The 19,867-nt window shown below is 41.5% G+C and carries 18 protein-coding genes and 1 tRNA gene; 13 read left to right on the forward strand and 6 right to left on the reverse strand.

Features of this window, described 5'->3' with window-relative positions; translation table 11 throughout:
* Positions 1 to 8 precede the first annotated feature (8 nt).
* Positions 9 to 85 (reverse strand) — tRNA-Ile (locus ACTG7Q_RS00535).
* 178 nt (positions 86 to 263) lie between these two features.
* On the opposite strand from ACTG7Q_RS00535, the gene nanQ reads away from it, so the two are divergent.
* From nanQ to rplI, 7 genes are all read left to right on the forward strand, one after another.
* On the forward strand, positions 264 to 734 hold the full coding sequence (gene nanQ, locus ACTG7Q_RS00540; RefSeq protein ID WP_439239843.1) for an N-acetylneuraminate anomerase: 471 nt from the start codon (positions 264 to 266) through the stop codon (positions 732 to 734).
* Positions 735 to 741: 7 nt separating this feature from the next.
* Entirely contained in the window at positions 742 to 2,181 is a 1,440-nt protein-coding gene (mltF, locus tag ACTG7Q_RS00545; protein WP_439239844.1) for a membrane-bound lytic murein transglycosylase MltF, read from the forward strand.
* Positions 2,182 to 2,193: 12 nt separating this feature from the next.
* On the forward strand, positions 2,194 to 2,346 hold the full coding sequence (locus tag ACTG7Q_RS00550; RefSeq protein WP_439239845.1) for a hypothetical protein: 153 nt from the start codon (positions 2,194 to 2,196) through the stop codon (positions 2,344 to 2,346).
* A gap of 189 nt (positions 2,347 to 2,535) precedes the next feature.
* Positions 2,536 to 2,916 carry a 30S ribosomal protein S6 gene (rpsF, locus tag ACTG7Q_RS00555; protein WP_439239846.1) on the forward strand — a complete coding sequence of 127 codons (381 nt, stop codon included), beginning with the start codon at positions 2,536 to 2,538 and terminating at the stop codon, positions 2,914 to 2,916.
* The gene (gene priB / locus ACTG7Q_RS00560) at positions 2,903 to 3,229 is read left to right on the forward strand and encodes a primosomal replication protein N (RefSeq protein WP_439239847.1); all 327 of its coding nucleotides are present in this window, start codon (positions 2,903 to 2,905) and stop codon (positions 3,227 to 3,229) included. The genes rpsF and priB overlap by 14 nt, the downstream gene beginning before the upstream one ends.
* A gap of 12 nt (positions 3,230 to 3,241) precedes the next feature.
* Positions 3,242 to 3,469, forward strand: a complete 228-nt coding sequence (gene rpsR / locus ACTG7Q_RS00565; RefSeq protein WP_005759927.1) for a 30S ribosomal protein S18 — start codon at positions 3,242 to 3,244, stop codon at positions 3,467 to 3,469.
* 17 nt (positions 3,470 to 3,486) lie between these two features.
* The gene (gene rplI, locus ACTG7Q_RS00570) at positions 3,487 to 3,936 is read left to right on the forward strand and encodes a 50S ribosomal protein L9 (RefSeq protein ID WP_439239848.1); all 450 of its coding nucleotides are present in this window, start codon (positions 3,487 to 3,489) and stop codon (positions 3,934 to 3,936) included.
* A 120-nt stretch (positions 3,937 to 4,056) separates the two neighbouring features.
* Here rplI and gdhA read toward each other — a convergent pair whose 3' ends face one another.
* Positions 4,057 to 5,406, reverse strand: coding sequence for an NADP-specific glutamate dehydrogenase (gene gdhA, locus ACTG7Q_RS00575; protein ID WP_439239849.1), 1,350 nt, complete (start codon positions 5,404 to 5,406; stop codon positions 4,057 to 4,059).
* Between the two features lie 499 nt (positions 5,407 to 5,905).
* Here gdhA and gltB point away from each other — a divergent pair, with 499 nt between their 5' ends.
* The 3 genes from gltB to ACTG7Q_RS00590 all read left to right on the forward strand — a co-directional run bounded on the left by gltB (position 5,906) and on the right by ACTG7Q_RS00590 (position 12,465).
* Positions 5,906 to 10,372: a glutamate synthase large subunit gene (gltB, locus tag ACTG7Q_RS00580; protein ID WP_439239850.1), complete on the forward strand. Its 4,467-nt coding sequence runs from the start codon at positions 5,906 to 5,908 to the stop codon at positions 10,370 to 10,372.
* Positions 10,373 to 10,461: 89 nt separating this feature from the next.
* The gene (locus ACTG7Q_RS00585; protein WP_439239851.1) at positions 10,462 to 11,886 is read left to right on the forward strand and encodes an FAD-dependent oxidoreductase; all 1,425 of its coding nucleotides are present in this window, start codon (positions 10,462 to 10,464) and stop codon (positions 11,884 to 11,886) included.
* Positions 11,887 to 12,057: 171 nt separating this feature from the next.
* Complete coding sequence (locus ACTG7Q_RS00590) at positions 12,058 to 12,465, forward strand: hypothetical protein (protein WP_439239852.1); 408 nt, start codon at positions 12,058 to 12,060, stop codon at positions 12,463 to 12,465.
* Between the two features lie 74 nt (positions 12,466 to 12,539).
* On the opposite strand, the gene glnA is transcribed toward ACTG7Q_RS00590, so the two are convergent.
* Positions 12,540 to 13,961, reverse strand: a complete 1,422-nt coding sequence (glnA, locus tag ACTG7Q_RS00595; RefSeq protein WP_439239853.1) for a type I glutamate--ammonia ligase — start codon at positions 13,959 to 13,961, stop codon at positions 12,540 to 12,542.
* Between the two features lie 184 nt (positions 13,962 to 14,145).
* A complete protein-coding gene (gene argE / locus ACTG7Q_RS00600) occupies positions 14,146 to 15,288 on the reverse strand; it encodes an acetylornithine deacetylase (protein ID WP_439239854.1) in 1,143 nt (380 codons plus the stop codon).
* A gap of 86 nt (positions 15,289 to 15,374) precedes the next feature.
* On the opposite strand from argE, the gene argC reads away from it, so the two are divergent.
* Genes argC through argH form a run of 3 tightly spaced genes read left to right on the forward strand, consistent with a single transcriptional unit; the run spans position 15,375 to position 18,580 of the window.
* Positions 15,375 to 16,385, forward strand: coding sequence for an N-acetyl-gamma-glutamyl-phosphate reductase (gene argC, locus ACTG7Q_RS00605; RefSeq protein WP_439239855.1), 1,011 nt, complete (start codon positions 15,375 to 15,377; stop codon positions 16,383 to 16,385).
* Positions 16,386 to 16,400: 15 nt separating this feature from the next.
* A complete protein-coding gene (argB, locus tag ACTG7Q_RS00610; protein ID WP_439240619.1) occupies positions 16,401 to 17,174 on the forward strand; it encodes an acetylglutamate kinase in 774 nt (257 codons plus the stop codon).
* 29 nt (positions 17,175 to 17,203) lie between these two features.
* The gene (gene argH / locus ACTG7Q_RS00615; protein WP_439239856.1) at positions 17,204 to 18,580 is read left to right on the forward strand and encodes an argininosuccinate lyase; all 1,377 of its coding nucleotides are present in this window, start codon (positions 17,204 to 17,206) and stop codon (positions 18,578 to 18,580) included.
* Positions 18,581 to 18,665: 85 nt separating this feature from the next.
* On the opposite strand, the gene ACTG7Q_RS00620 is transcribed toward argH, so the two are convergent.
* Together ACTG7Q_RS00620 and ACTG7Q_RS00625 are read right to left on the reverse strand one after the other, a co-directional pair.
* Positions 18,666 to 19,646 carry a hypothetical protein gene (locus tag ACTG7Q_RS00620; RefSeq protein ID WP_439239857.1) on the reverse strand — a complete coding sequence of 327 codons (981 nt, stop codon included), beginning with the start codon at positions 19,644 to 19,646 and terminating at the stop codon, positions 18,666 to 18,668.
* Between the two features lie 20 nt (positions 19,647 to 19,666).
* Positions 19,667 to 19,807 carry a hypothetical protein gene (locus ACTG7Q_RS00625; protein WP_439239858.1) on the reverse strand — a complete coding sequence of 47 codons (141 nt, stop codon included), beginning with the start codon at positions 19,805 to 19,807 and terminating at the stop codon, positions 19,667 to 19,669.
* Between the last annotated feature and the right edge of the window lie 60 nt (positions 19,808 to 19,867).

Here is a 19,867-nt window from a genome sequence, read left to right on the forward strand (position 1 = left end):
TTAGATGCTGGTGCCCCCAACAGGACTTGAACCTGTGACCAATCGATTATGAGTCGACTGCTCTAACCGACTGAGCTATGGGGGCGGTTGAGAAGTGCGGTGATTATATGCAAAACTTTGATGTAAGTCTAGTTTTTCAAAAATATTCTGGCGGATTTGCAGAATTTTTTAGCATATTGCCAAATGATTGTAGTATTATTTCACCATGCACTGTTCAAGTGCGGTGCAAAAATGATTATTTTATCTAATTAAGGAGAATTATTATGTTTACGGGTTGTTTAACCAATGCTGATTATGCTCGTGGTTTACCAAAAGTGATTGTAGATGTCTGCGAACATTTAAAAACCTTGGATTTGGCGAGTTTAGAAAATGGTCGTCACGATTTGACCTCAGACATTTATATGAACGTGATGTCACCTGAAACCGGTTCATCTGAAAGCAAAAAAGCAGAATTACATCATGACTATATTGATGTGCAACTGTTAATCGAGGGCGCTGAAAATATTGAATATGGTATTGCTAGCCCCGATTTATCCCAATACGAACCCTACAATGCTGAAGATGATTACCAAGTTACCGCCAGCGAATTTGCCGACAAAAATACCATTTTAATGCGCCCGAATATGTTTGTGGTCTTTTTACCTTACGAACCGCATAAACCTTGTGTCAATGTGGACGGCAAAGTGGCAAAATTGAAAAAATTAGTGGTAAAAGTGCCGGTCACGTTGCTATAAGGTTCAGATGAAAGGCCTCTTCCTACGTATTATTGCGAGCTTTGCATTGTTGCTGTGGGCCATTGATATGGTGTTCCCATGGCAACAGATTATGCGCTCAGAATCCAATCATTACGCAGAAATTATTCAGCGCAAAACCCTTGTGGTAGGCACCATCAATAATCCGGTGTCTTATTTTATTGATGCCAATGGTGAAACGGGTTTAGAGTATGAACTGAGCAAAGCCTTTGCGGATTATCTCGGTGTGCAATTAGAAATTCGCACCTTAGAGAACAGTGAGGCGCTGTTTGAGGCCTTAAATCAGCATGAAATTGATGTTGCGGCAGCCAATTTGCTGTATCAACCACAAAAAAACGAACATTTCCAAATTGGCCCTGCCTATCATTCTGCCTCGTGGCAATTGGTTTACCGCCAAGGTCAACCTCGACCAAGCGGGTTAGATAAATTGCAACAAGAAGTGGTGATCGCAGGCGGTAATGAATTAGACAGTTTGTTGCAAAGCAAAAAAGACAGCTTTCCCGCCTTGCGTTGGTCCATTGATCACAAACAAAATCAAGAAGCGTTGTTGTTGCAAGTAGCGGATGGCAAAATTGCTTACACCATTGCCAACTCCCTTGATGTGTCAGCCATACAACAAGTGAAACCACAAATTGCGGTGGCCTTTGATGTGGCGGATGAATCCACGGTACATTGGTATTTGCCCAACAGTTCCTATAATGAATTGCAAGCCGCATTGTTGGATTTTATGCACAACGCCATTGAAAACGGTTTAATTGCTCGTATTGAAGAAAAATATTTTAATCATTTTTCCAAATTTGATTATGTCGATATGCGTTCTTATACTAATGCTATTGAAAATATTTTGCCTAAATACAGCGCACTTTTTGAGAAATATCAAGGGGAACTAGACTGGCGTTTGTTAGCTGCAGTGGCTTATCAAGAATCCCATTGGGATAAAGATGCTACCTCGCCTACGGGGGTACGAGGTATTATGATGCTGACTAAAGCCACGGCGGATTATATGAAAATCAAGGATCGCACCGATCCCGAGCAAAGTATCAAAGCGGGAGCCGAATATTTACACTGGCTGATGGCCCGAATGCCAGATAGTATTCCACAAGAAGATCGCATTTGGTTTGCTCTCGCTGGTTATAATATGGGCTTGGGCCATTTAATTGACGTGCGCCGTTTAACTAAAAATTTAGGCGGAGATCCCGATAATTGGTCTGATGTGAAAAAAAATCTACCACTATTGGCGGAAAAACGCTATTACAGTACCTTAAAATACGGCTATGCACGAGGTTATGAGGCCTTTCAATATGTGGAAAATATCCGTCGTTATATGAATAGCATTGTGAACTATCACCGTGTGCAAGAAAATCAAAGCAACGAAAGCCAACAAAACGACGTTGAGAATAGCGACAACCAACCCGAACAGTCCCAATAATTAGGAGGAATCATGGCATTCAAACGTAAACCTCAATTAAAGAAAGTGAAAAGATTTTTTACCGAACAAACCCGACGCACTACACGGATCCATCGTTTAAAACGAGCTAAACGGAGCCTTGCCATGCGCCATGAGGTGCTTTTTCATACACAGCAAGAAATGTAACCCTATTTACACCGCACTTTTCAGCAAAATAAATCAAAAGTGCGGTGTTTTTCCACAAATTTACTTGAATTCGCACCACAATTCTGTATAATCCTCGCCTTACAGTCACATCCTATTTTCGTTCCTTGCTTCCGCAAGATTGGTGACTGGTCTTACCGTCGGAGGCTGATTAACCCGTAAGGAGCAGTAATGCGTCACTACGAAATCGTTTTTATGGTTCATCCGGACCAAAGCGAACAAGTACCAGGTATGATTGAACGCTACACAGGTTCTGTCACAGAAGCTGGCGGTCAAGTACATCGCCTAGAAGATTGGGGTCGTCGCCAATTGGCTTACCCAATTAACAAATTACACAAAGCACATTATGTGCTGATGAATGTAGAAGCGCCTCAACACGTCATCGACGAGCTAGAAACAACATTCCGTTACAACGACGCTATTCTTCGTAACGTAGTTATTCGTACTAAGCACGCCGTAACAGAAGCGTCCCCAATGGTTAAAGCCAAAGACGATCGTCGTCCAGCTTTAGCTGAAGTTGAAACCAACGATTTTGAGGATGCTGAGGAGTAAGTTGAACATTGATAATCGTTTATCGTTAATCGGCACCGTTGCGGATTTACCCAAACGATCGAAAAGCCCAAATGGGATTGAACATTGCCGTTTTTATTTAGAACACCGTTCTGAACAAAAAGAAGCTGGACTACCACGTCAAGCATGGTGCAAAATGCCAATCCAAATCAGTGGCAATCAATTAATGCAACAGACTCAAAGCATTACGGTCGGTAGCAAATTATTGGTGGTGGGATTTATAAGCTCACATAAACAAGCCAACGGCTTAAGCCAATTAGTTTTGCATGCCGAGCAAATCGAATTTATAGATTAGGAGAGTAGCCAAATGGCACGTTATTTCCGTCGTCGTAAGTTCTGCCGTTTCACAGCGGAAAATGTCGTAGAAATCGATTATAAAGATATCGCAACATTAAAGAACTATATCACAGAGAGCGGCAAAATTGTCCCAAGCCGTATTACCGGTACTCGTGCGAAGTATCAACGTCAACTAGCTCGTGCAATCAAACGCGCACGCTATTTAGCGTTACTTCCATACACTGACAATCATCAGTAATCAAGGAGAACAGGGTAATGCAAGTCATTCTTTTAGATAAAATTGCTCACTTAGGTAAAGTGGGTGATCAAGTCAATGTTAAATCAGGTTTTGCACGTAACTTCTTAATCCCACAAGGGAAAGCAGTAATGGCAACCTCCGCTAACATTGAACACTTTGAAGCACGTCGTGCTGAATTTGAAGCCAAAGCCGCTGCTGAATTAGCAGAAGCACAAGCTCGTGCAGCACAAATCACCGCATTAGAAAGCGTGACTATCGTTTCTAAAGCAGGTGACGGCGGTCGTTTATTCGGTTCTATCACCACACGTGATGTGGCTGAAGCCGTAACGGCAGCCGGCGTGAAAATTGAAAAATCAGAAGTTCGTTTATCCACCGGTCCATTACGTACCACTGGCGATCACGAAGTTCGTTTCCAACTTCACGGTGAAGTATTCGCAGCATTAAACGTTATCGTTGTTGCTGAATAATAAGTAAATTGCTTAAAAAACCCAGCCAAAGCTGGGTTTTTTGTTTTATCGAAAAATGCAAAAAAACAAGGCGAATCCACTCGATCCGCCCTATTCTATTTTAGTCAAAGCAGTAAAAAATTAATAGACACCTTGTGCCAACATGGCATCAGCGACTTTAACGAAACCAGCCACGTTTGCCCCCACCACATAGTTAATATTTTTGCCCTCACCTGAACCATATTTTTTACAGTTGGCATGAATATCTAACATAATGCTGTGTAATTTGGCATCCACTTCTTCACGACTCCAGTATAAACGTTGTGAACCTTGTGCCATTTCTAAACCAGATGTCGCTACCCCACCTGCATTGGCAGCTTTACCTGGTCCAAATAATACATCAGCCGCTAAGAACGCATCAGTCGCTTCAATAGTGGTTGGCATATTAGCCCCCTCAGCCACTAATTGTACGCCATTGGCAATGAGTTTTTGTGCATCAGCTAATTCAATTTCATTTTGGGTGGCACAAGGCAATGCAATATCGACTTTTACTCCCCAAGGACGTTGACCTGCATGATATTCTAAGCCGAATTGTTCCGCATAATCTTTCACACGACCACGTTTCACTTCTTTAATTTCGATTAAGGCAGCTAATTTTTCTGCGGTGAAACCGTCTTTATCATAAACATAGCCCGATGAATCTGAACAGGTAACCACTTTTGCACCAAGTTGTAACGCTTTTTCAATCGCATATTGAGCAACATTACCTGAACCTGAAACAGAAACGGTTTTACCTTGGAAAGATTGACCTTTTTCCGCTAACATGGCTTGTGCAAAATAAACTAAGCCGTAACCTGTGGCTTCAGGGCGAATTAAACTCCCACCAAAGGAAAGCCCACGACCAGTGAATACGCAAGCAGCTTGGTTAGATAATTTTTTCATATACCCTGCAAGATAGCCCACTTCACGACCACCTACACCAATGTCGCCTGCTGGCACGTCAGTATCTGGACCAATATGACGATATAATTCTGCAATTAATGCTTGGCAGAAACGCATCACTTCCGCATCAGATTTACCTTTTGGATCGAAGTCGGAACCGCCTTTCGCCCCGCCCATTGGCAAGGTTGTTAAGGCATTTTTGAAGATTTGTTCAAAACCTAAGAATTTTAGGATAGATAAGTTAACTGATGGGTGAAAACGCATACCGCCTTTAAATGGACCAATCGCACTATTGAACTGCACACGGAAAGCACGGTTGACTTGGGTTTGACCTTTGTCATCTGTCCATGCTACGCGGAATTGGAATGCACGTTCAGGTTCAACTAAACGTTCTAATAATGCTTGTGAACGGTATTTTGGATTTTTTTCAATAAATGACCAAATAGAGGTAAATACCTCACGCACTGCCTGTAAAAATTCAGGTTGATGACCGTCACGTTGTGCCACGTAAGCTAAAAATTGTTCTAATGATGATACTGTGTTAGACATAATATGTTTCCTTTTTTAATATGAGTAATATGTTTGTTTACAATCGCTGTTTGAACAGCTCGGGTTCTACTATGCAAAAACACAATTCAAAATGCAATGCTTTTTTTCATCTTCTCAAAAGATAAATCAACACAACTAAATGAAAATTATTTTTATTCAGTCAATAAGTGCAAAAATTATATTTTTTCTAAATAAATTACAAAATAGGCTATTTTTGTTTAAAATAAGCCTTAAATAATCATTAAATTATATAGATAAAATTATTCATCAAACCAATATTAGATAAGATATAAAATAAACGATATTTATTTATGTTTTATTTAATTATTATGGCGTTTATATAAATATAATATTCGATATATTTACACAAACCCTTATTCAATCTAAGATGATTTTACCTATATAACGAAATAACAAAGTGCGGTGTAAAATCTGTTATTTTTCCCACCTTGTTAGCTAAAACAATTTTACTTTTACTCTATTTGCAGGAAGACAACTTATGACAACGCTATATGATCGCAGTGAAGTGCGTGAAAACTGCGGTTTTGGGCTGATCGCCAATATTGACGGCGTGCAGAGCCACAAAGTCGTACGTAATGCCATTTTAGGCTTATCTCGGATGCAACATCGTGGGGCGATTTTATCAGACGGTAAAACTGGCGATGGTTGCGGTTTATCTATTCAAATGCCAGAAACCTTTTTTCGCCATATCGCCGATGAGAATGGCTTTTCCTTAGCCAAAAATTTTGCGGTGGGTCAGATTTTTTTACCGCAAGATGAGAAATTAATAGCCGAATTTATTGAGATTATTAATCAAGAACTGACCGAAGAAACCTTAGGCATTGCCTATTGGCGTGATGTGCCAACCAATCCATCGGTTTTAGGCTCAATCGCTCTTGCAGATATGCCAGCGATCAAACAAGTGTTTATTAATGCACCGAGCGGTTGGCGAAATCAAGACTTACAACGCCGTTTGTTTGTGGCTCGTCGTCGTATTGAAAAACGTATCAGCCATGATGATTTTTATATTTGTAGTTTTTCTAATCAAACCGTGATTTATAAAGGTTTGTGTATGCCGAAAGATTTGCCGAAATTCTATACAGATTTAGCCGATCTACGCATGCAATCTGCGATTTGTTTATTCCACCAACGTTTTTCCACCAATACCCAACCCCGTTGGAAATTAGCTCAACCATTCCGCTATTTAGCCCATAATGGTGAGATTAATACCATTTCAGGCAACCGAGCTTGGGCGAGAGCAAGGGGTTATAAATATCGCACACCGTTAATTCCAGATTTACAAACTGCTGCACCATTCGTAAATGAAAGTGGTTCGGATTCTAGCTCGTTGGATAATATGTTGGAGCTGTTTGTGTGTGGCGGTATGGATTTATTCCGTGCCATGCGTTTATTAGTACCGCCTGCGTGGCAACATAACCCTGACATGGACGATAATCTGCGAGCTTTTTATGATTTTAACTCTATACACATGGAACCTTGGGACGGTCCTGCTGGGATTGTGCTGTCTGACGGTCGTTATGCTGCTTGTAACCTAGACCGTAATGGTTTACGCCCAGCTCGTTATGTGATCACCGAAGATCGCTTAATTACTATCGCATCAGAAATCGGTATTTGGGATTATGCACCTGATGAAGTGGTAGAAAAAGGACGGGTTGGACCGGGGCAATTATTAGTGATTGATACCAAAAAAGGGCGTTTAGTGCATTCCGATGAAATTGATAATGAAGTTCGCTCCAGACACCCTTATCGCCAATGGCTAGATAAAAACGTCAAACGCTTAGTGCCATTTGATCAAGTAGATGATAGCCAAATTGGTGCGACAACGTTAAGCGAACAAGAGTTATTGGTGTATCAAAAACAATTCTTATACGATAACGAAGAAATTGAGAATATCATTCGTGTACTGGGTGAGAACGGGCAAGAAGCGGTCGGTTCGATGGGTGATGATACGCCATTTGCAGTGCTATCTGAACGTCCACGAGTAATTTTTGATTATTTCCGTCAATATTTTGCACAGGTAACAAACCCACCGATTGACCCATTACGTGAAGCTCATGTGATGTCATTAAACACGAGTATCGGACGTGAAATGAGCGTGTTCTTTGAAGCGGAAGGAATGAGCCATCGAGTCAGTTTTAAATCACCGATTTTGGTCTATTCCGATATGCAACAAATTTTGGATTTACCACAGCAATATTATAAACACCAAATTTTAGACGCAACCTATAACCCCGATGAAATGAGCTTAAAACAAGCCATTGAAAATCTATGTGAAGAAGCCAAAAGTGCGGTGCAAAATGGTGCGGTTTTATTAACCGTATCCGATCGCAATATTAGTAAATTCTATCAACCGATTCCAACTGCCTTGTCAGTAGGGGCATTACAAAATCAATTAGTGTCTGCCAATTTACGTTGTGATACCAATATTTTAGTCGAAACTGCCGAAGCTCGCAGTCCGCATCATTTTGCGGTGTTACTTGGTTTAGGGGCAACTGCTATTTATCCGTATCTTGCCTATGAAACCTTAGGGCAAATGGTGAAAACGGGTTCAATCAAAAAATCCTTACGTCAAGTGACGGCAAATTTCCGTTATGGCATTGATAAAGGCTTGTACAAAATTATGTCGAAAATGGGGATTTCCACCATTTCATCTTATCGTTGTGCCAGATTATTTGAGTTAGTGGGTATGAGTTCAGAAATTACTGATCTTTGTTTCCCTGGCATTACTAGCCGTATTGAGGGTGCCAGCTTTGCAGATTTTGACCAGCAACTTAGTCAATTACGCAAACGGGCATGGCGACCAAGTCAAGATTTGGATATGGGCGGATTTTTGAAATTCAAACCGCAAGGGGAATATCACGCCTATAACCCAGATGTGGTGATAAACCTGCAAAAAGCCGTCAATAGCGGTGATTATGAGCAATACAAAGCCTATCGTGATGCTGTGAATCATCGTCCTGTGGCGACTATTCGTGATATGTTAAAGCTCAAAACCGATCCCAATAATGCGATTGATGTCGCACAAGTTGAACCAGCGGAAAATCTATATAAACGCTTTGACAGTGCCGCCATGTCTATCGGTGCATTAAGTCCAGAAGCACACGAAGCCTTAGCCACGGCAATGAACCGTTTAGGCGGTTATTCAAATTCAGGTGAGGGCGGTGAAGATCCGAAACGCTATGGCACTGAAAAAGTGTCTAAAATCAAACAGGTCGCCTCTGGTCGCTTTGGGGTAACGCCTGCTTATTTAATGAGTGCGGAAGTGATTCAAATTAAAGTCGCACAAGGAGCAAAACCCGGTGAGGGTGGGCAATTACCAGGGGATAAAGTGACCCCTTATATTGCACAATTACGCTATGCGGTGCCAGGGTCAACCTTGATTTCACCACCACCGCACCATGATATTTATTCCATTGAAGATTTAGCTCAATTAATTTTCGATCTCAAACAAATTAACCCGAAAGCGTTAATTTCGGTGAAATTAGTGTCTTTACCAGGTGTGGGTACGATTGCCACTGGCGTCGCCAAAGCCTATGCCGATCTGATCACCATTGCAGGTTATGACGGCGGTACTGGGGCAAGCCCATTATCCAGCGTGAAATACGCAGGTTCACCGTGGGAATTGGGTTTAGCCGAAGCACAACAGGCGTTAGTGGAAAATAATTTGCGTCATAAAGTGCGGTTGCAAGTGGATGGCGGTTTAAAAACAGGTTTAGATATTGTCAAAGCCGCCATTTTAGGGGCAGAAAGTTTTGGTTTCGGTACAGGTCCAATGGTGGCATTAGGTTGTAAATACTTGCGTATTTGTCACTTAAATAACTGTGCCACTGGTATTGCGACCCAAGACGAAACCTTACGCAGTAAACATTATACTGGCTTGCCAGAAAAAGCCATGAATTACTTTAAATTTATTGCACAAGATGTGCGTGAGATTTTAGCCCAATTAGGCGTGGAAAAATTAACCGACTTAATCGGTCGCACTGATTTATTGGAAATTATTGATGGTCATACGGGTAAACAACGTGGTTTAGATTTAACTAAATTACTCTATTCGCCACAAGTGCCAGCTGGCAGTGCAAGATATTGTACGCAACACAATCCACCATTTGACAAAGGTTTGTTAAACAAAGCGATTGTAGAACAAGCACAAGAGGCGTTAGAAAGTGGCTTGAATAGTGAAATGAATTTTGACGTGAGCAACCTAGATCGTTCTATTGGAGCAACGCTTTCTGGTATTTTGGCAGCACGTTACGGCAATCGTGGTAATCCATTGCAAGAATTTAATATTAATTTAACTGGTACCGCTGGACAAAGTTTAGGGGTATGGCTGGCAGGTGGCGTGAATCTGACCTTAACAGGTGATACTAACGACTACGTGGGTAAAGGTATGGCTGGCGGTCGTATAGTGATCAAACCGCACGCAGGTGTTTCATTCAAGGCGGAAGATGCCACCATTGTGGGCAACACTTGTTTATATGGTGCCACTGGCGGTGAATTATTTGCCTCAGGACGTGCTGGCGAACGTTTTGCGGTGCGTAACTCTGGTGCCTCCGCTGTGGTTGAGGGTATCGGCGATAACGGTTGTGAATATATGACTGGCGGTATCGTCACAGTGTTAGGCAAAACGGGGATTAACTTTGGTGCTGGCATGACGGGTGGATTCGCTTATGTGCTTGATACAGATGGCGGTTTTAAACAACGGCTTAACCCCGAATTAGTAGAGGGTTTAAGCATTGTAGATTTACCAACCCATCAAGAGCATTTACGTGGCTTAATTTCTCGCCATGTAGAATTAACTCATAGTGGTATTGGTGAACGTATTTTGGCTAACTGGGAACAATATGTTTCGCAATTTGTGTTAATAAAACCAAAAGCCAATGATGTTAATGGGTTATTAGGGCATAAACGCCGTACCGTGAATGAATTAGGTGCGTTAGCTCAGTAATAAAAATTTGTGGGATTTTCACCGCACTTTATTTAAGCCAAAGTGCGGTGGAAAAAGAAAAAATTTTTAAAGATTTGAAGGAATAAACTATGGGTCGTGGAAACGTCTATCAATTTATCGACTTGCAACGTGTGGATCCACCGAAAATTCCACTTAACGTAAGAAAAACCGAGTTTGTGGAAATTTACAATGTATTTAGCGATACACAGGCACAATCTCAAGCGGATCGCTGTTTGGAGTGTGGCAATCCTTATTGTCAAAACAAATGTCCGTTACATAATAATATTCCGAACTGGCTACGTTTAGCCCATGAGGGACGTATTATTGAAGCGGCAGAATTAGCTCATTCCACCAACAGTTTGCCAGAAGTCTGTGGTCGTGTTTGTCCACAAGATCGCTTATGCGAGGGGTCATGTACCTTAAATGACGGATTTGGCGCTGTCACCATTGGTAATGTGGAAAAATATATCACTGAAAAAGCCTTTGCAATGGGCTGGAAACCAACTATTAATGCCGTTCCAACGGGTAAAAAAGTGGCTATTATCGGTGCTGGACCTGCTGGCTTAGGTTGTGCCGATGTATTACTTCGTAACGGTGTAGAAGTCAGTATTTACGAACGCCAACAAGAAATTGGGGGCTTGCTCACCTTTGGTATTCCTGCATTCAAACTGGAAAAAAGCGTGATGACACGTCGCCGTGAGCTATTTACCGAATTAGGCGTAAAATTCCACTTAGGAGTAGAAATTGGCAAAGATATCACACTAGACGAACTGGTCGCACAGTATGATGCAGTATTCTTAGGTGTCGGTACCTATCAAGGCATGAAAGCAGATATTCCCAATGAAAATGCCACTGGCGTTTATTCTGCCTTACCATTTCTCATCGGCAATACGCAACATTTACTCGGCTTTGATGCCCCTGATTTTGTGAATATGCAGGGTAAACGTGTGGTGGTACTGGGTGGTGGTGATACTGCTATGGACTGCGTGCGTACTTCGGTTCGACAAGGTGCGGTGGAAGTAACCTGTGTTTATCGCCGTGACGCTGCCAATATGCCTGGTTCGAAAAAAGAATATCATAACGCTAAAGAAGAGGGTGTCGATTTTGAATTTAACGCGCAACCGGTTGAAATCGAAGCCGATCCACTGGAAATTCAAACCGATGCTTCTGGCAAAGTGACTGGCATTAAAATTGTCCGTACCCAAATGGGCGAACCTGACAACAACGGCCGCCGCCGTGCGGAAGTCATTCCAAACAGTGAAGAAGTGGTGGCATGTGATGCAGTGGTTGTGGCATTCGGTTTCGCCCCCCATGCCATGCCATGGCTTGATGCGGTGGGTGTAGAAGTGGATCAACGTGGCCGAATTAAAGCCAACGGTGAACTCACCCAACAAACCGCTAACCCAAAAATCTTCGCTGGTGGCGACATTACCCGAGGATCGGACTTAGTGGTAACCGCCATTGCCGAGGGACGCCGTGCCGCAGAGGGGATAATGGAGTATTTGGAGGTGTAACGCCTAATTTGTTCCCCAAGTACACAAACTGCGGTGGAAAAAGTTCATTTTTTTCACCGCAGTTTTTTTGATGCTGAAACAATTTAGCGAAGAACTTTTTCCAACATCCCCAGTCTAACTGTCGTCTTGAATTCACAAGGCATTATTTTTTATTTTTAATTAAGGTTTATTATGAAATTAACATCTACTCTCGGTACCACCACATTAGCCGCCACTGCATTTATCTTAACGGCTTGTTCAGCATTTGAATCTAGCTCAACAGCCACAGCGAGCTCAAGTACAGAAAGTACAGTAACAAGTGCAATGGCTAATTCTGCGGCAAACTCTGCGGCGAGCAATATTACCACAGCCGTCAACACCACCGTAAATAATGCAGCGTCTAATATCACCACTACCGTGAGTGACAAAGTCAACAACATGACCTCAACTACCACCTCTAAAATGGCTAACGCAACGACTTCTGTAAGCAACGCAAGTTCAACAGTCTCCAATGTGTCAAGTGCGGTCAGCAATGCGAAAACTGCGGTAACCAATGCAACAAATGCCGTAAGTTCAGTGAAATCCGCAGCAGGTTTCTAATACCTATTGCAATCAACATGAATATAAAAAATGCCTTGATTACTCAAGGCATTTTTGTTGGTTTAGACTAGCAATTACGCATAATACATTTCAAATTCCACTGGGTGTGGAGTCATGTTCAAACGTTCTACTTCTTTACGTTTCATACCGATATAAGTTTCGATAAAGTCTTTAGTGAATACACCACCTTGGGTTAAGAATTCATAATCTTTTGCAAGATTATCAAGAGCCTCCTCTAATGAGCTTGACACCGCTGGAATTTCTTTTAATTCTTCTGGTGGTAAGTCATAAAGGTTTTTGTCCATGGCATCACCTGGGTGAATTTTGTTTACCACGCCGTCTAAGCCCGCCATTAACAAAGCTGCAAAACATAAATACGGATTTGCGATTGGATCAGGGAAACGAGCCTCGACACGGGTTGCTTTCGGACTGGTCACCGCAGGAATACGAATAGATGCAGAACGGTTACTGGCCGAGTAAGCTAATAATACGGGAGCTTCAAACCCTGGCACTAAACGTTTGTATGAGTTTGTACTTGGGTTAGTAAAGGCATTTAAGGCTTTAGCGTGTTTGATAATACCACCGATATAATATAACGCCGTTTCGGACAAGCCCGCATATTTGTCACCCATAAAGATATTTTTACCGTCTTTACTTAATGACATATTACAGTGCATACCTGAACCATTGTCACCGGCAAACGGTTTTGGCATAAAGCAAGCGGTTTTGCCGTGTTCTAATGCCACGTTTTGCACGATATATTTGTAGATTTGAGTTTCGTCCGCTTTCAACGTTAAGCTATTGAATTTGGTCGCAATTTCATTTTGACCAGCAGTCGCTACTTCATGGTGATGTGCCTCAATCACTAAGCCCATTTCTTCAAGCAATAAACACATTTCAGAACGAATATCATGTCCGCTATCAATCGGTGCTACGGCACAATAACCGCCTTTTTTCAATGGACGATAAGCATTGTTGCCTTGTTCTTTGTATTTGCGGTTGGTGTTCCACATGGCCTCTTCGTCATCAATGGCGTAAGATACTTTATTTGGCTCCGTAGAAAAACGCACATCATCAAATAAAAAGAATTCTGGTTCTGGCCCAAACATGACATTATCTGCGACACCGGTTGAACGCATATATTGTTCGGCACGCAAGGCAATAGAACGTGGGTCACGATCATAACTTTGCATGGTGTTCGGATCATAGATACTACAACGAATAGAAAGCGTTGGGATTTGTGCAAAGGGATCCACTACGGCACTTTCTGGAATTGGCATTAAAAGCATATCGGCTTTGTTAATCGCTCGCCAGCCCTCAACGGAAGATCCGTCGAACATTTTGCCCTCTTCAAAGAAATCTTCATCAATGGCACTGGCAGGTAATGATACGCCGTGTTCCTTGCCTTTGATGTTCGTAAAACGAAGAAGAACAAATTTGATATTGTTTTCTTCGATAAGTTTAAATACGTTAGCAATCGCTTGTGTGTTTGACATAGAAACTTCCTTCCAAGTTAAATTTTAAGAGTCAGTAAATTCTTGCAATGTGGTTGCATAGAAAAAGTAACCAATTATTTCAAAGATAACAATAATATTTTTGGTTACATTTAACAAACAAACACTATTGTTATATTATATTTAAAATTAACGCCTTTCAATTAGATTATTTCTAATTTAATCCTTAACAGAAATGATTAATCAACTTCGTCAACAGTTGTTGTGTTGGTTTAATAAATTCTGCCGATAAAAATTCATCCGGCTGATGGGCTTGTTCAATGGAACCTGGCCCTAACACAAGCGTCGGACAAAGTTGTTGAATAAAGGGTGCCTCGGTGCAGTAGTTTACCACTTCACATTTTTCTCTCAACAATTTTTCCACCACTTGCACGACTTGTGCAGAATGCTCACATTCATAACCCGGTATCGGCTCATGCAAATTTCGCAAGGTGAGAAGATCACCATATTGTTCAAATAGCGGAGCCAATTTTTCTCGCAACATGCTTTCCAAATCCTCTAACTGCATAGCAGGCAAGGGACGAATATCAAATTGCAATTCACAACAAGCACAAATACGATTGACCGCATCACCGCCGTGAATTGAGCCGAAATTCATGGTGGGATAAGGAATGGCAAAATCGGCGTGATGATATTTTTCTTTCAGCTCATTTCGCATTTGCATTAAATAACCTGTGGCTTGGTGCATAATTTCAATGGCATTTACGCCTTTTTCAGGATCGCTAGAATGGCCCGACTTGCCAATAATTTGCAAGCCTTTGCCAATATGCCCTTTGTGGGCGCGCACTGGGCGTAAAGACGTGGGTTCGCCAATCACCGCACAATCGGGGCGAATATGGGCATGTTGAATAAAGGTTCTTGTCCCCAACATGGAAGTTTCTTCGTCAGCCGTGGCTAGAATGCGTAAAGGTTTGGTGAGTTGGGTTAAATCAATCTGCTGAATGGCATCCAGAACAAAAGCAAAAAAGCCTTTCATATCCGCCGTGCCTAAACCGTAAAATTTGCCATCTTTTTCTGTTAGCTTGAACGGATCAAATGTCCAACGCCCTTCATCAAAGGGAACGGTGTCCGTATGCCCTGCCAATAATAAACCGCCTTCTCTCTCACCATAAGTTGCCAGTAAATTATATTTGTCATTACTGCCCGCCACAGGTAGAATTTCCGTCTGAAAACCAAGATCTTTTAGCCAATTCGCTAACAATTCAATTAAACTGCGGTTCGATTGATCGAAGTTTTTATCAATACTGCTAATGGTCGGTATGGCAATCAGTTGTTGATACATTTGGATAAAAGAGAGATGTTTTTTCATTTAATTTGCCTAATAACAGTTGCTTTTTAAATATTTATGCAGAATAATAGCATAAATAATCACTATAACAAAAACAGGATTACATTATGACACAAAAAGCCATTATTGTCGGAGCCAGTGGCTATACTGGTGCAGAGCTTGCTCAAATTCTCACTCGTCATCCGCATTTTGATCTGGCAGGACTTTATGTTTCACAGCAAAGTGTAGATGCCAATAAACGCATTTCTGATCTTTATCCGCAATTACGTACATTCTGTGATCTGCCTTTGCGGCCGTTGCCTGAAGATTTATCCTTGCTAGCAAATGATGCCGATATTGTATTTCTCGCCACAGCACATGAAGTTAGCCATAACCTTGCCCCAATTTTTTTACAACAAGATTGCCAAGTATTCGATTTATCGGGGGCTTTCCGTGTCAATAATGCAGAATTTTACACCAAATATTATGGTTTTGAACATCAATATCCTGAACTTCTCAATTTTGCGGTATATGGCCTTGCCGAATGGAACAGTAAGCAGATTCAACAAACCGATTTAATTGCGGTAGCCGGTTGTTATCCAACGGTGTCACAATTAAGTATAAAACCATTAATTGAAAATAATTTATTAGATCTCAATCAATTACCGGTGATTAATGCGGTCAGTGGCGTGAGCGGTGCCGGTCGTCGGCCAGCCATTACTAGCAGTTTCTGCGAAGTGAGCCTGAACGCTTATGGTGTCTTTACCCACCGTCATCAACCTGAAATTGCTACCCATTTAGGCACCGAAGTCATTTTTACACCGCACTTAGGCAATTTTAAACGAGGTATTTTAGCCACCATTACGGCCAAATTAAAAGAGGGCGTCACCGACGAGCAAATCAGATCCGCTTATCAACAATATTACGCTAATTGCCCGCTCGTGCGAGTGTATGAGCAAGGTTTACCAAGCATTAAAGCGGTGGAATTTACCCCTTATTGTGATATTGGTTTTGCCACCCATAACGGGCATATTGTGATTATCGGGGCGGAAGATAATTTACTGAAAGGGGCTGCCTCACAAGCGGTACAATGTGCCAATATTCGTTTCGGTTATAATGAAACGCTCGGTTTATTTTAAGGATTTATCGCAATGATTAGACCTTTAGTGATTAAATTAGGCGGTGTGTTATTAGATACCCCTGCTGCCATGGAAAATTTATTCCTTGCCTTAGCAGATTATCTACAACAGGCTACTCGCCCTTTAGTTATCGTGCATGGTGGCGGTTGCGTAGTGGATGATTTAATGAAAAGATTAAACTTACCTGTGCAAAAGAAAAATGGCTTGCGAGTGACTCCAAGCGATCAAATTGACATTATCGTGGGAGCGTTGGCTGGCATTGCCAATAAAAAACTGTTAGCACAAGCCATAAAATTTCAGTTAAATCCTGTCGGATTAAGTCTTGCTGACGGCAATTTGACCAGTGCGGTGCAATTTGATCCTGAATTAGGTCATGTCGCCAATGTTCAAGCGAAAAACGCTACGCTGTTAGAGCAATTATTAACCAGCAAATTTTTACCGATTATTAGCTCTATTGCTGTTGATGATCAAGGGCATTTAATGAATGTCAACGCTGATCAAGCTGCCACCGCTATTGCGGCATTAATTAACGCAGATTTAGTCATGCTGTCTGATGTGGACGGCGTGTTAGACGGCAATAAACAACGTATTTCACAATTAACCGCAGCACAAATTGAACAATTAATTGCTGATAAGGTCATTACTGACGGTATGATTGTTAAAGTAAAAGCGGCACTTGATGCGGCACAATTATTACAACGTGGCGTAGATATTGCGAATTGGAAATATCCTGAAAAACTCACCGCACTTTTTGCAGGTGAGATTATCGGCACAAGAATTTATCCTTAACTGAAATAAAAACAAAAGGACAACACAACATGGCATTATGGGGCGGTCGCTTTACTCAAGCGGCAGATAAACGTTTTAAAGATTTTAATGATTCACTACGTTTTGACTATCGTTTAGCTGAACAAGATATTGAGGGTTCAGTGGGTTGGTCAAAGGCATTAGTGAGTGTCGGCGTTCTCACCACAGATGAACAAGCTCAACTGGAACAAGCATTAAATCAGTTGTTAATTGAAGTGCGCTCAAATCCGCTGGCAATTTTGCAAGATGATGCGGAAGATATTCATAGTTGGGTAGAAAGTAAGCTCATCGATAAAGTCGGCAATCTAGGTAAAAAGCTACACACAGGACGTAGCCGTAACGATCAGGTCGCCCTTGACATAAAAATGTGGTGCAAACAGCAAGTCACGGAATTGCAATACAGCGTACGTGAACTACAAGCCAAATTAGTGGCAACCGCTGAAAATAATCAACACGCCGTGATGCCTGGTTATACCCATTTACAACGTGCTCAACCAATCAGCTTTGCTCACTGGTGTATGGCGTATGTAGAAATGTTAGAACGAGATTATAGCCGTTTAGCAGATGCCTATCGCCGTATGAATACTTGCCCACTCGGCAGTGGGGCATTAGCAGGTACAGCCTATCCTATCGACCGTGAACAATTAGCACAAGATCTTGGTTTTGACTTCGCCACTCGCAACAGCTTAGACAGTGTTTCTGACCGTGATCATATTATTGAATTGCTTTCCACTGCGTCATTAAGTATGGCACACCTTTCTCGTTTCGCTGAAGATATGATTATTTTCAACAGTGGCGAGGCGGATTTTGTGGAATTATCTGATCGAGTCACATCAGGTTCATCACTCATGCCACAAAAGAAAAACCCCGATGCGTGCGAATTGATTCGAGGTAAAACTGGGCGTGTGATCGGTTCACTTATGGGTATGCTCACCACCGTCAAAGGCTTGCCATTGGCCTACAACAAAGACATGCAGGAAGATAAAGAGGGCATTTTTGACGCCTTAGACACCTGGCACGATTGCTTAACCATGGCTGCATTTGTATTAGAGGACATCAAAGTTAATATCAACCGTACTCGAGAGGCTGCACTCAAAGGCTACTCTAATGCGACCGAGCTCGCTGATTACTTAGTAGCAAAAGGCGTGCCGTTCCGTGATTCACATCATATTGTGGGTGAAACCGTGGTTTATGCAATTCAAGTTCAAAAAGGCTTAGAAGATTTAACCGTGCAAGAATTTCGTCAATTTAGTGATGTCATTGGCGAAGATGTTTACCCTATTTTATCATTGCAATCCTGTTTGGATAAACGTAATGCCAGGGGTGGGGTGTCTCCGTTGCGAGTGGCGGAGGCGATTGAAGAGGCGAAAGCGAGAATGAAAGGCTAATTTAGGCTTGGAATAAAATAGTGCGGTGAAAAATTTCAATTTTTTTTCACCGCATTTTGCTTTTGAATGACATCAAATAAAACAGTTACCGTAAAAATTTACCCATAAAACCAAATTTAGTCGCAGCACCTGCTACCGTTCTAGCTGTTTTTGCTTGTTTGTCTGGAATTGTATATTTTTCCTGATTATCATCGCTCGTGGAATCTTCAAAGTCTGCAGATTCATCGGATACTACATTAGGATCATCTTCATTCACCGTATATATAGCATCAAAAATTTCTGGCATCTCACGTCGAATTTCATTTTGATCTTCCGCCATTTCTTCTTCAGTATATCCATCAGCGGACTTACTAAAGGCATTAATCAACCTGTTACTCATGGGTCCTAAAGTAGCATAGGTTAATGCACCAGATAATACCCCTCCCAATACTGGGATAACTTTGGAGGCTCCTCGTTGCACAGTATCCTTGGTTATTTTAATCCCCACGTATTTTGCTATCTGTTTTAAAATTGGATACCATGCAGTTTTAGTTATAGCAGTTCTAGCCATATTCTTAATCATGGTATTACCAGCCGATACGGTAATTTGACGTAATAATGCAGCACTCCCAGCCACCCCTAACATTGTCCCCATAAAAATCATTAGCTCTGATTGAACTTTGTTCTCATCTAGTTCTCCACCATTCCATAAATCGCCATTACCATACAAATATGAAATCTCTTGAGCCAATTTTAAAGAAAAACCCCAAAATTGCATAGTATCCGCAGGAATGGTTGCTGCCATTGCTAATCCACCAGGTAATCCAGCCATAAATGAAGTCCCTGAACTTTGCCAACGCCTTTTTTGACATAGTTCCCGAGCGACACGTTCAATTTCATTTACCTTAAAGATTCCTGATTTAATCGGCCCTTCTGTTAATAATCTTGTATGCTGTTCAGGAGTTAAGTTGCCTTTGGGATCAAGAATCTCTAACAAAAAAGAGCTACGGTTTACTCTAATCATTGGGGTTTTCAATAGAGTTGAAACAACCGTTAAGGCTGTATTCGATACATTTTCTTCTGACATAAATACTCCCAAATCACAGATTAAATAAGCGAAATAATTATCGCTTTAGGATGGCTACGTAGAAAGAGTTGCTTAGCTTCAGATGCAGAATTAGCATAAATAACAGTATTCATAGTGGTTTTCTTACTGTCATCTGGATAGAAACGAATTGAAAATTTCATTTTAAATCTCCTTTTATATTGTTAATGATAAACTAAACTGCATTTGTATATTAATTGTTA

The organism is Lonepinella sp. BR2474 (assembly GCF_051851555.1).
Lineage (GTDB): Bacteria > Pseudomonadota > Gammaproteobacteria > Enterobacterales > Pasteurellaceae > Lonepinella.

Bases quoted from the DNA above. Each gene is read 5' to 3' on its own strand.
- rpsF (WP_439239846.1), top strand. From the start codon at position 2,536: ATGCGTCACTACGAAATCGTTTTTATGGTTCATCCGGACCAAAGCGAA.
- mltF (WP_439239844.1), top strand. From the start codon at position 742: ATGAAAGGCCTCTTCCTACGTATTATTGCGAGCTTTGCATTGTTGCTG.
- ACTG7Q_RS00620 (WP_439239857.1), bottom strand. From the start codon at position 19,646: ATGTCAGAAGAAAATGTATCGAATACAGCCTTAACGGTTGTTTCAACT.
- gdhA (WP_439239849.1), bottom strand. From the start codon at position 5,406: ATGTCTAACACAGTATCATCATTAGAACAATTTTTAGCTTACGTGGCA.
- rpsR (WP_005759927.1), top strand. From the start codon at position 3,242: ATGGCACGTTATTTCCGTCGTCGTAAGTTCTGCCGTTTCACAGCGGAA.
- argE (WP_439239854.1), bottom strand. From the start codon at position 15,288: ATGAAAAAACATCTCTCTTTTATCCAAATGTATCAACAACTGATTGCC.
- argC (WP_439239855.1), top strand. From the start codon at position 15,375: ATGACACAAAAAGCCATTATTGTCGGAGCCAGTGGCTATACTGGTGCA.
- nanQ (WP_439239843.1), top strand. From the start codon at position 264: ATGTTTACGGGTTGTTTAACCAATGCTGATTATGCTCGTGGTTTACCA.
- gltB (WP_439239850.1), top strand. From the start codon at position 5,906: ATGACAACGCTATATGATCGCAGTGAAGTGCGTGAAAACTGCGGTTTT.
- argH (WP_439239856.1), top strand. From the start codon at position 17,204: ATGGCATTATGGGGCGGTCGCTTTACTCAAGCGGCAGATAAACGTTTT.
- glnA (WP_439239853.1), bottom strand. From the start codon at position 13,961: ATGTCAAACACACAAGCGATTGCTAACGTATTTAAACTTATCGAAGAA.
- ACTG7Q_RS00625 (WP_439239858.1), bottom strand. From the start codon at position 19,807: ATGAAATTTTCAATTCGTTTCTATCCAGATGACAGTAAGAAAACCACT.
- ACTG7Q_RS00590 (WP_439239852.1), top strand. From the start codon at position 12,058: ATGAAATTAACATCTACTCTCGGTACCACCACATTAGCCGCCACTGCA.
- ACTG7Q_RS00550 (WP_439239845.1), top strand. From the start codon at position 2,194: ATGGCATTCAAACGTAAACCTCAATTAAAGAAAGTGAAAAGATTTTTT.
- rplI (WP_439239848.1), top strand. From the start codon at position 3,487: ATGCAAGTCATTCTTTTAGATAAAATTGCTCACTTAGGTAAAGTGGGT.
- priB (WP_439239847.1), top strand. From the start codon at position 2,903: ATGCTGAGGAGTAAGTTGAACATTGATAATCGTTTATCGTTAATCGGC.
- ACTG7Q_RS00585 (WP_439239851.1), top strand. From the start codon at position 10,462: ATGGGTCGTGGAAACGTCTATCAATTTATCGACTTGCAACGTGTGGAT.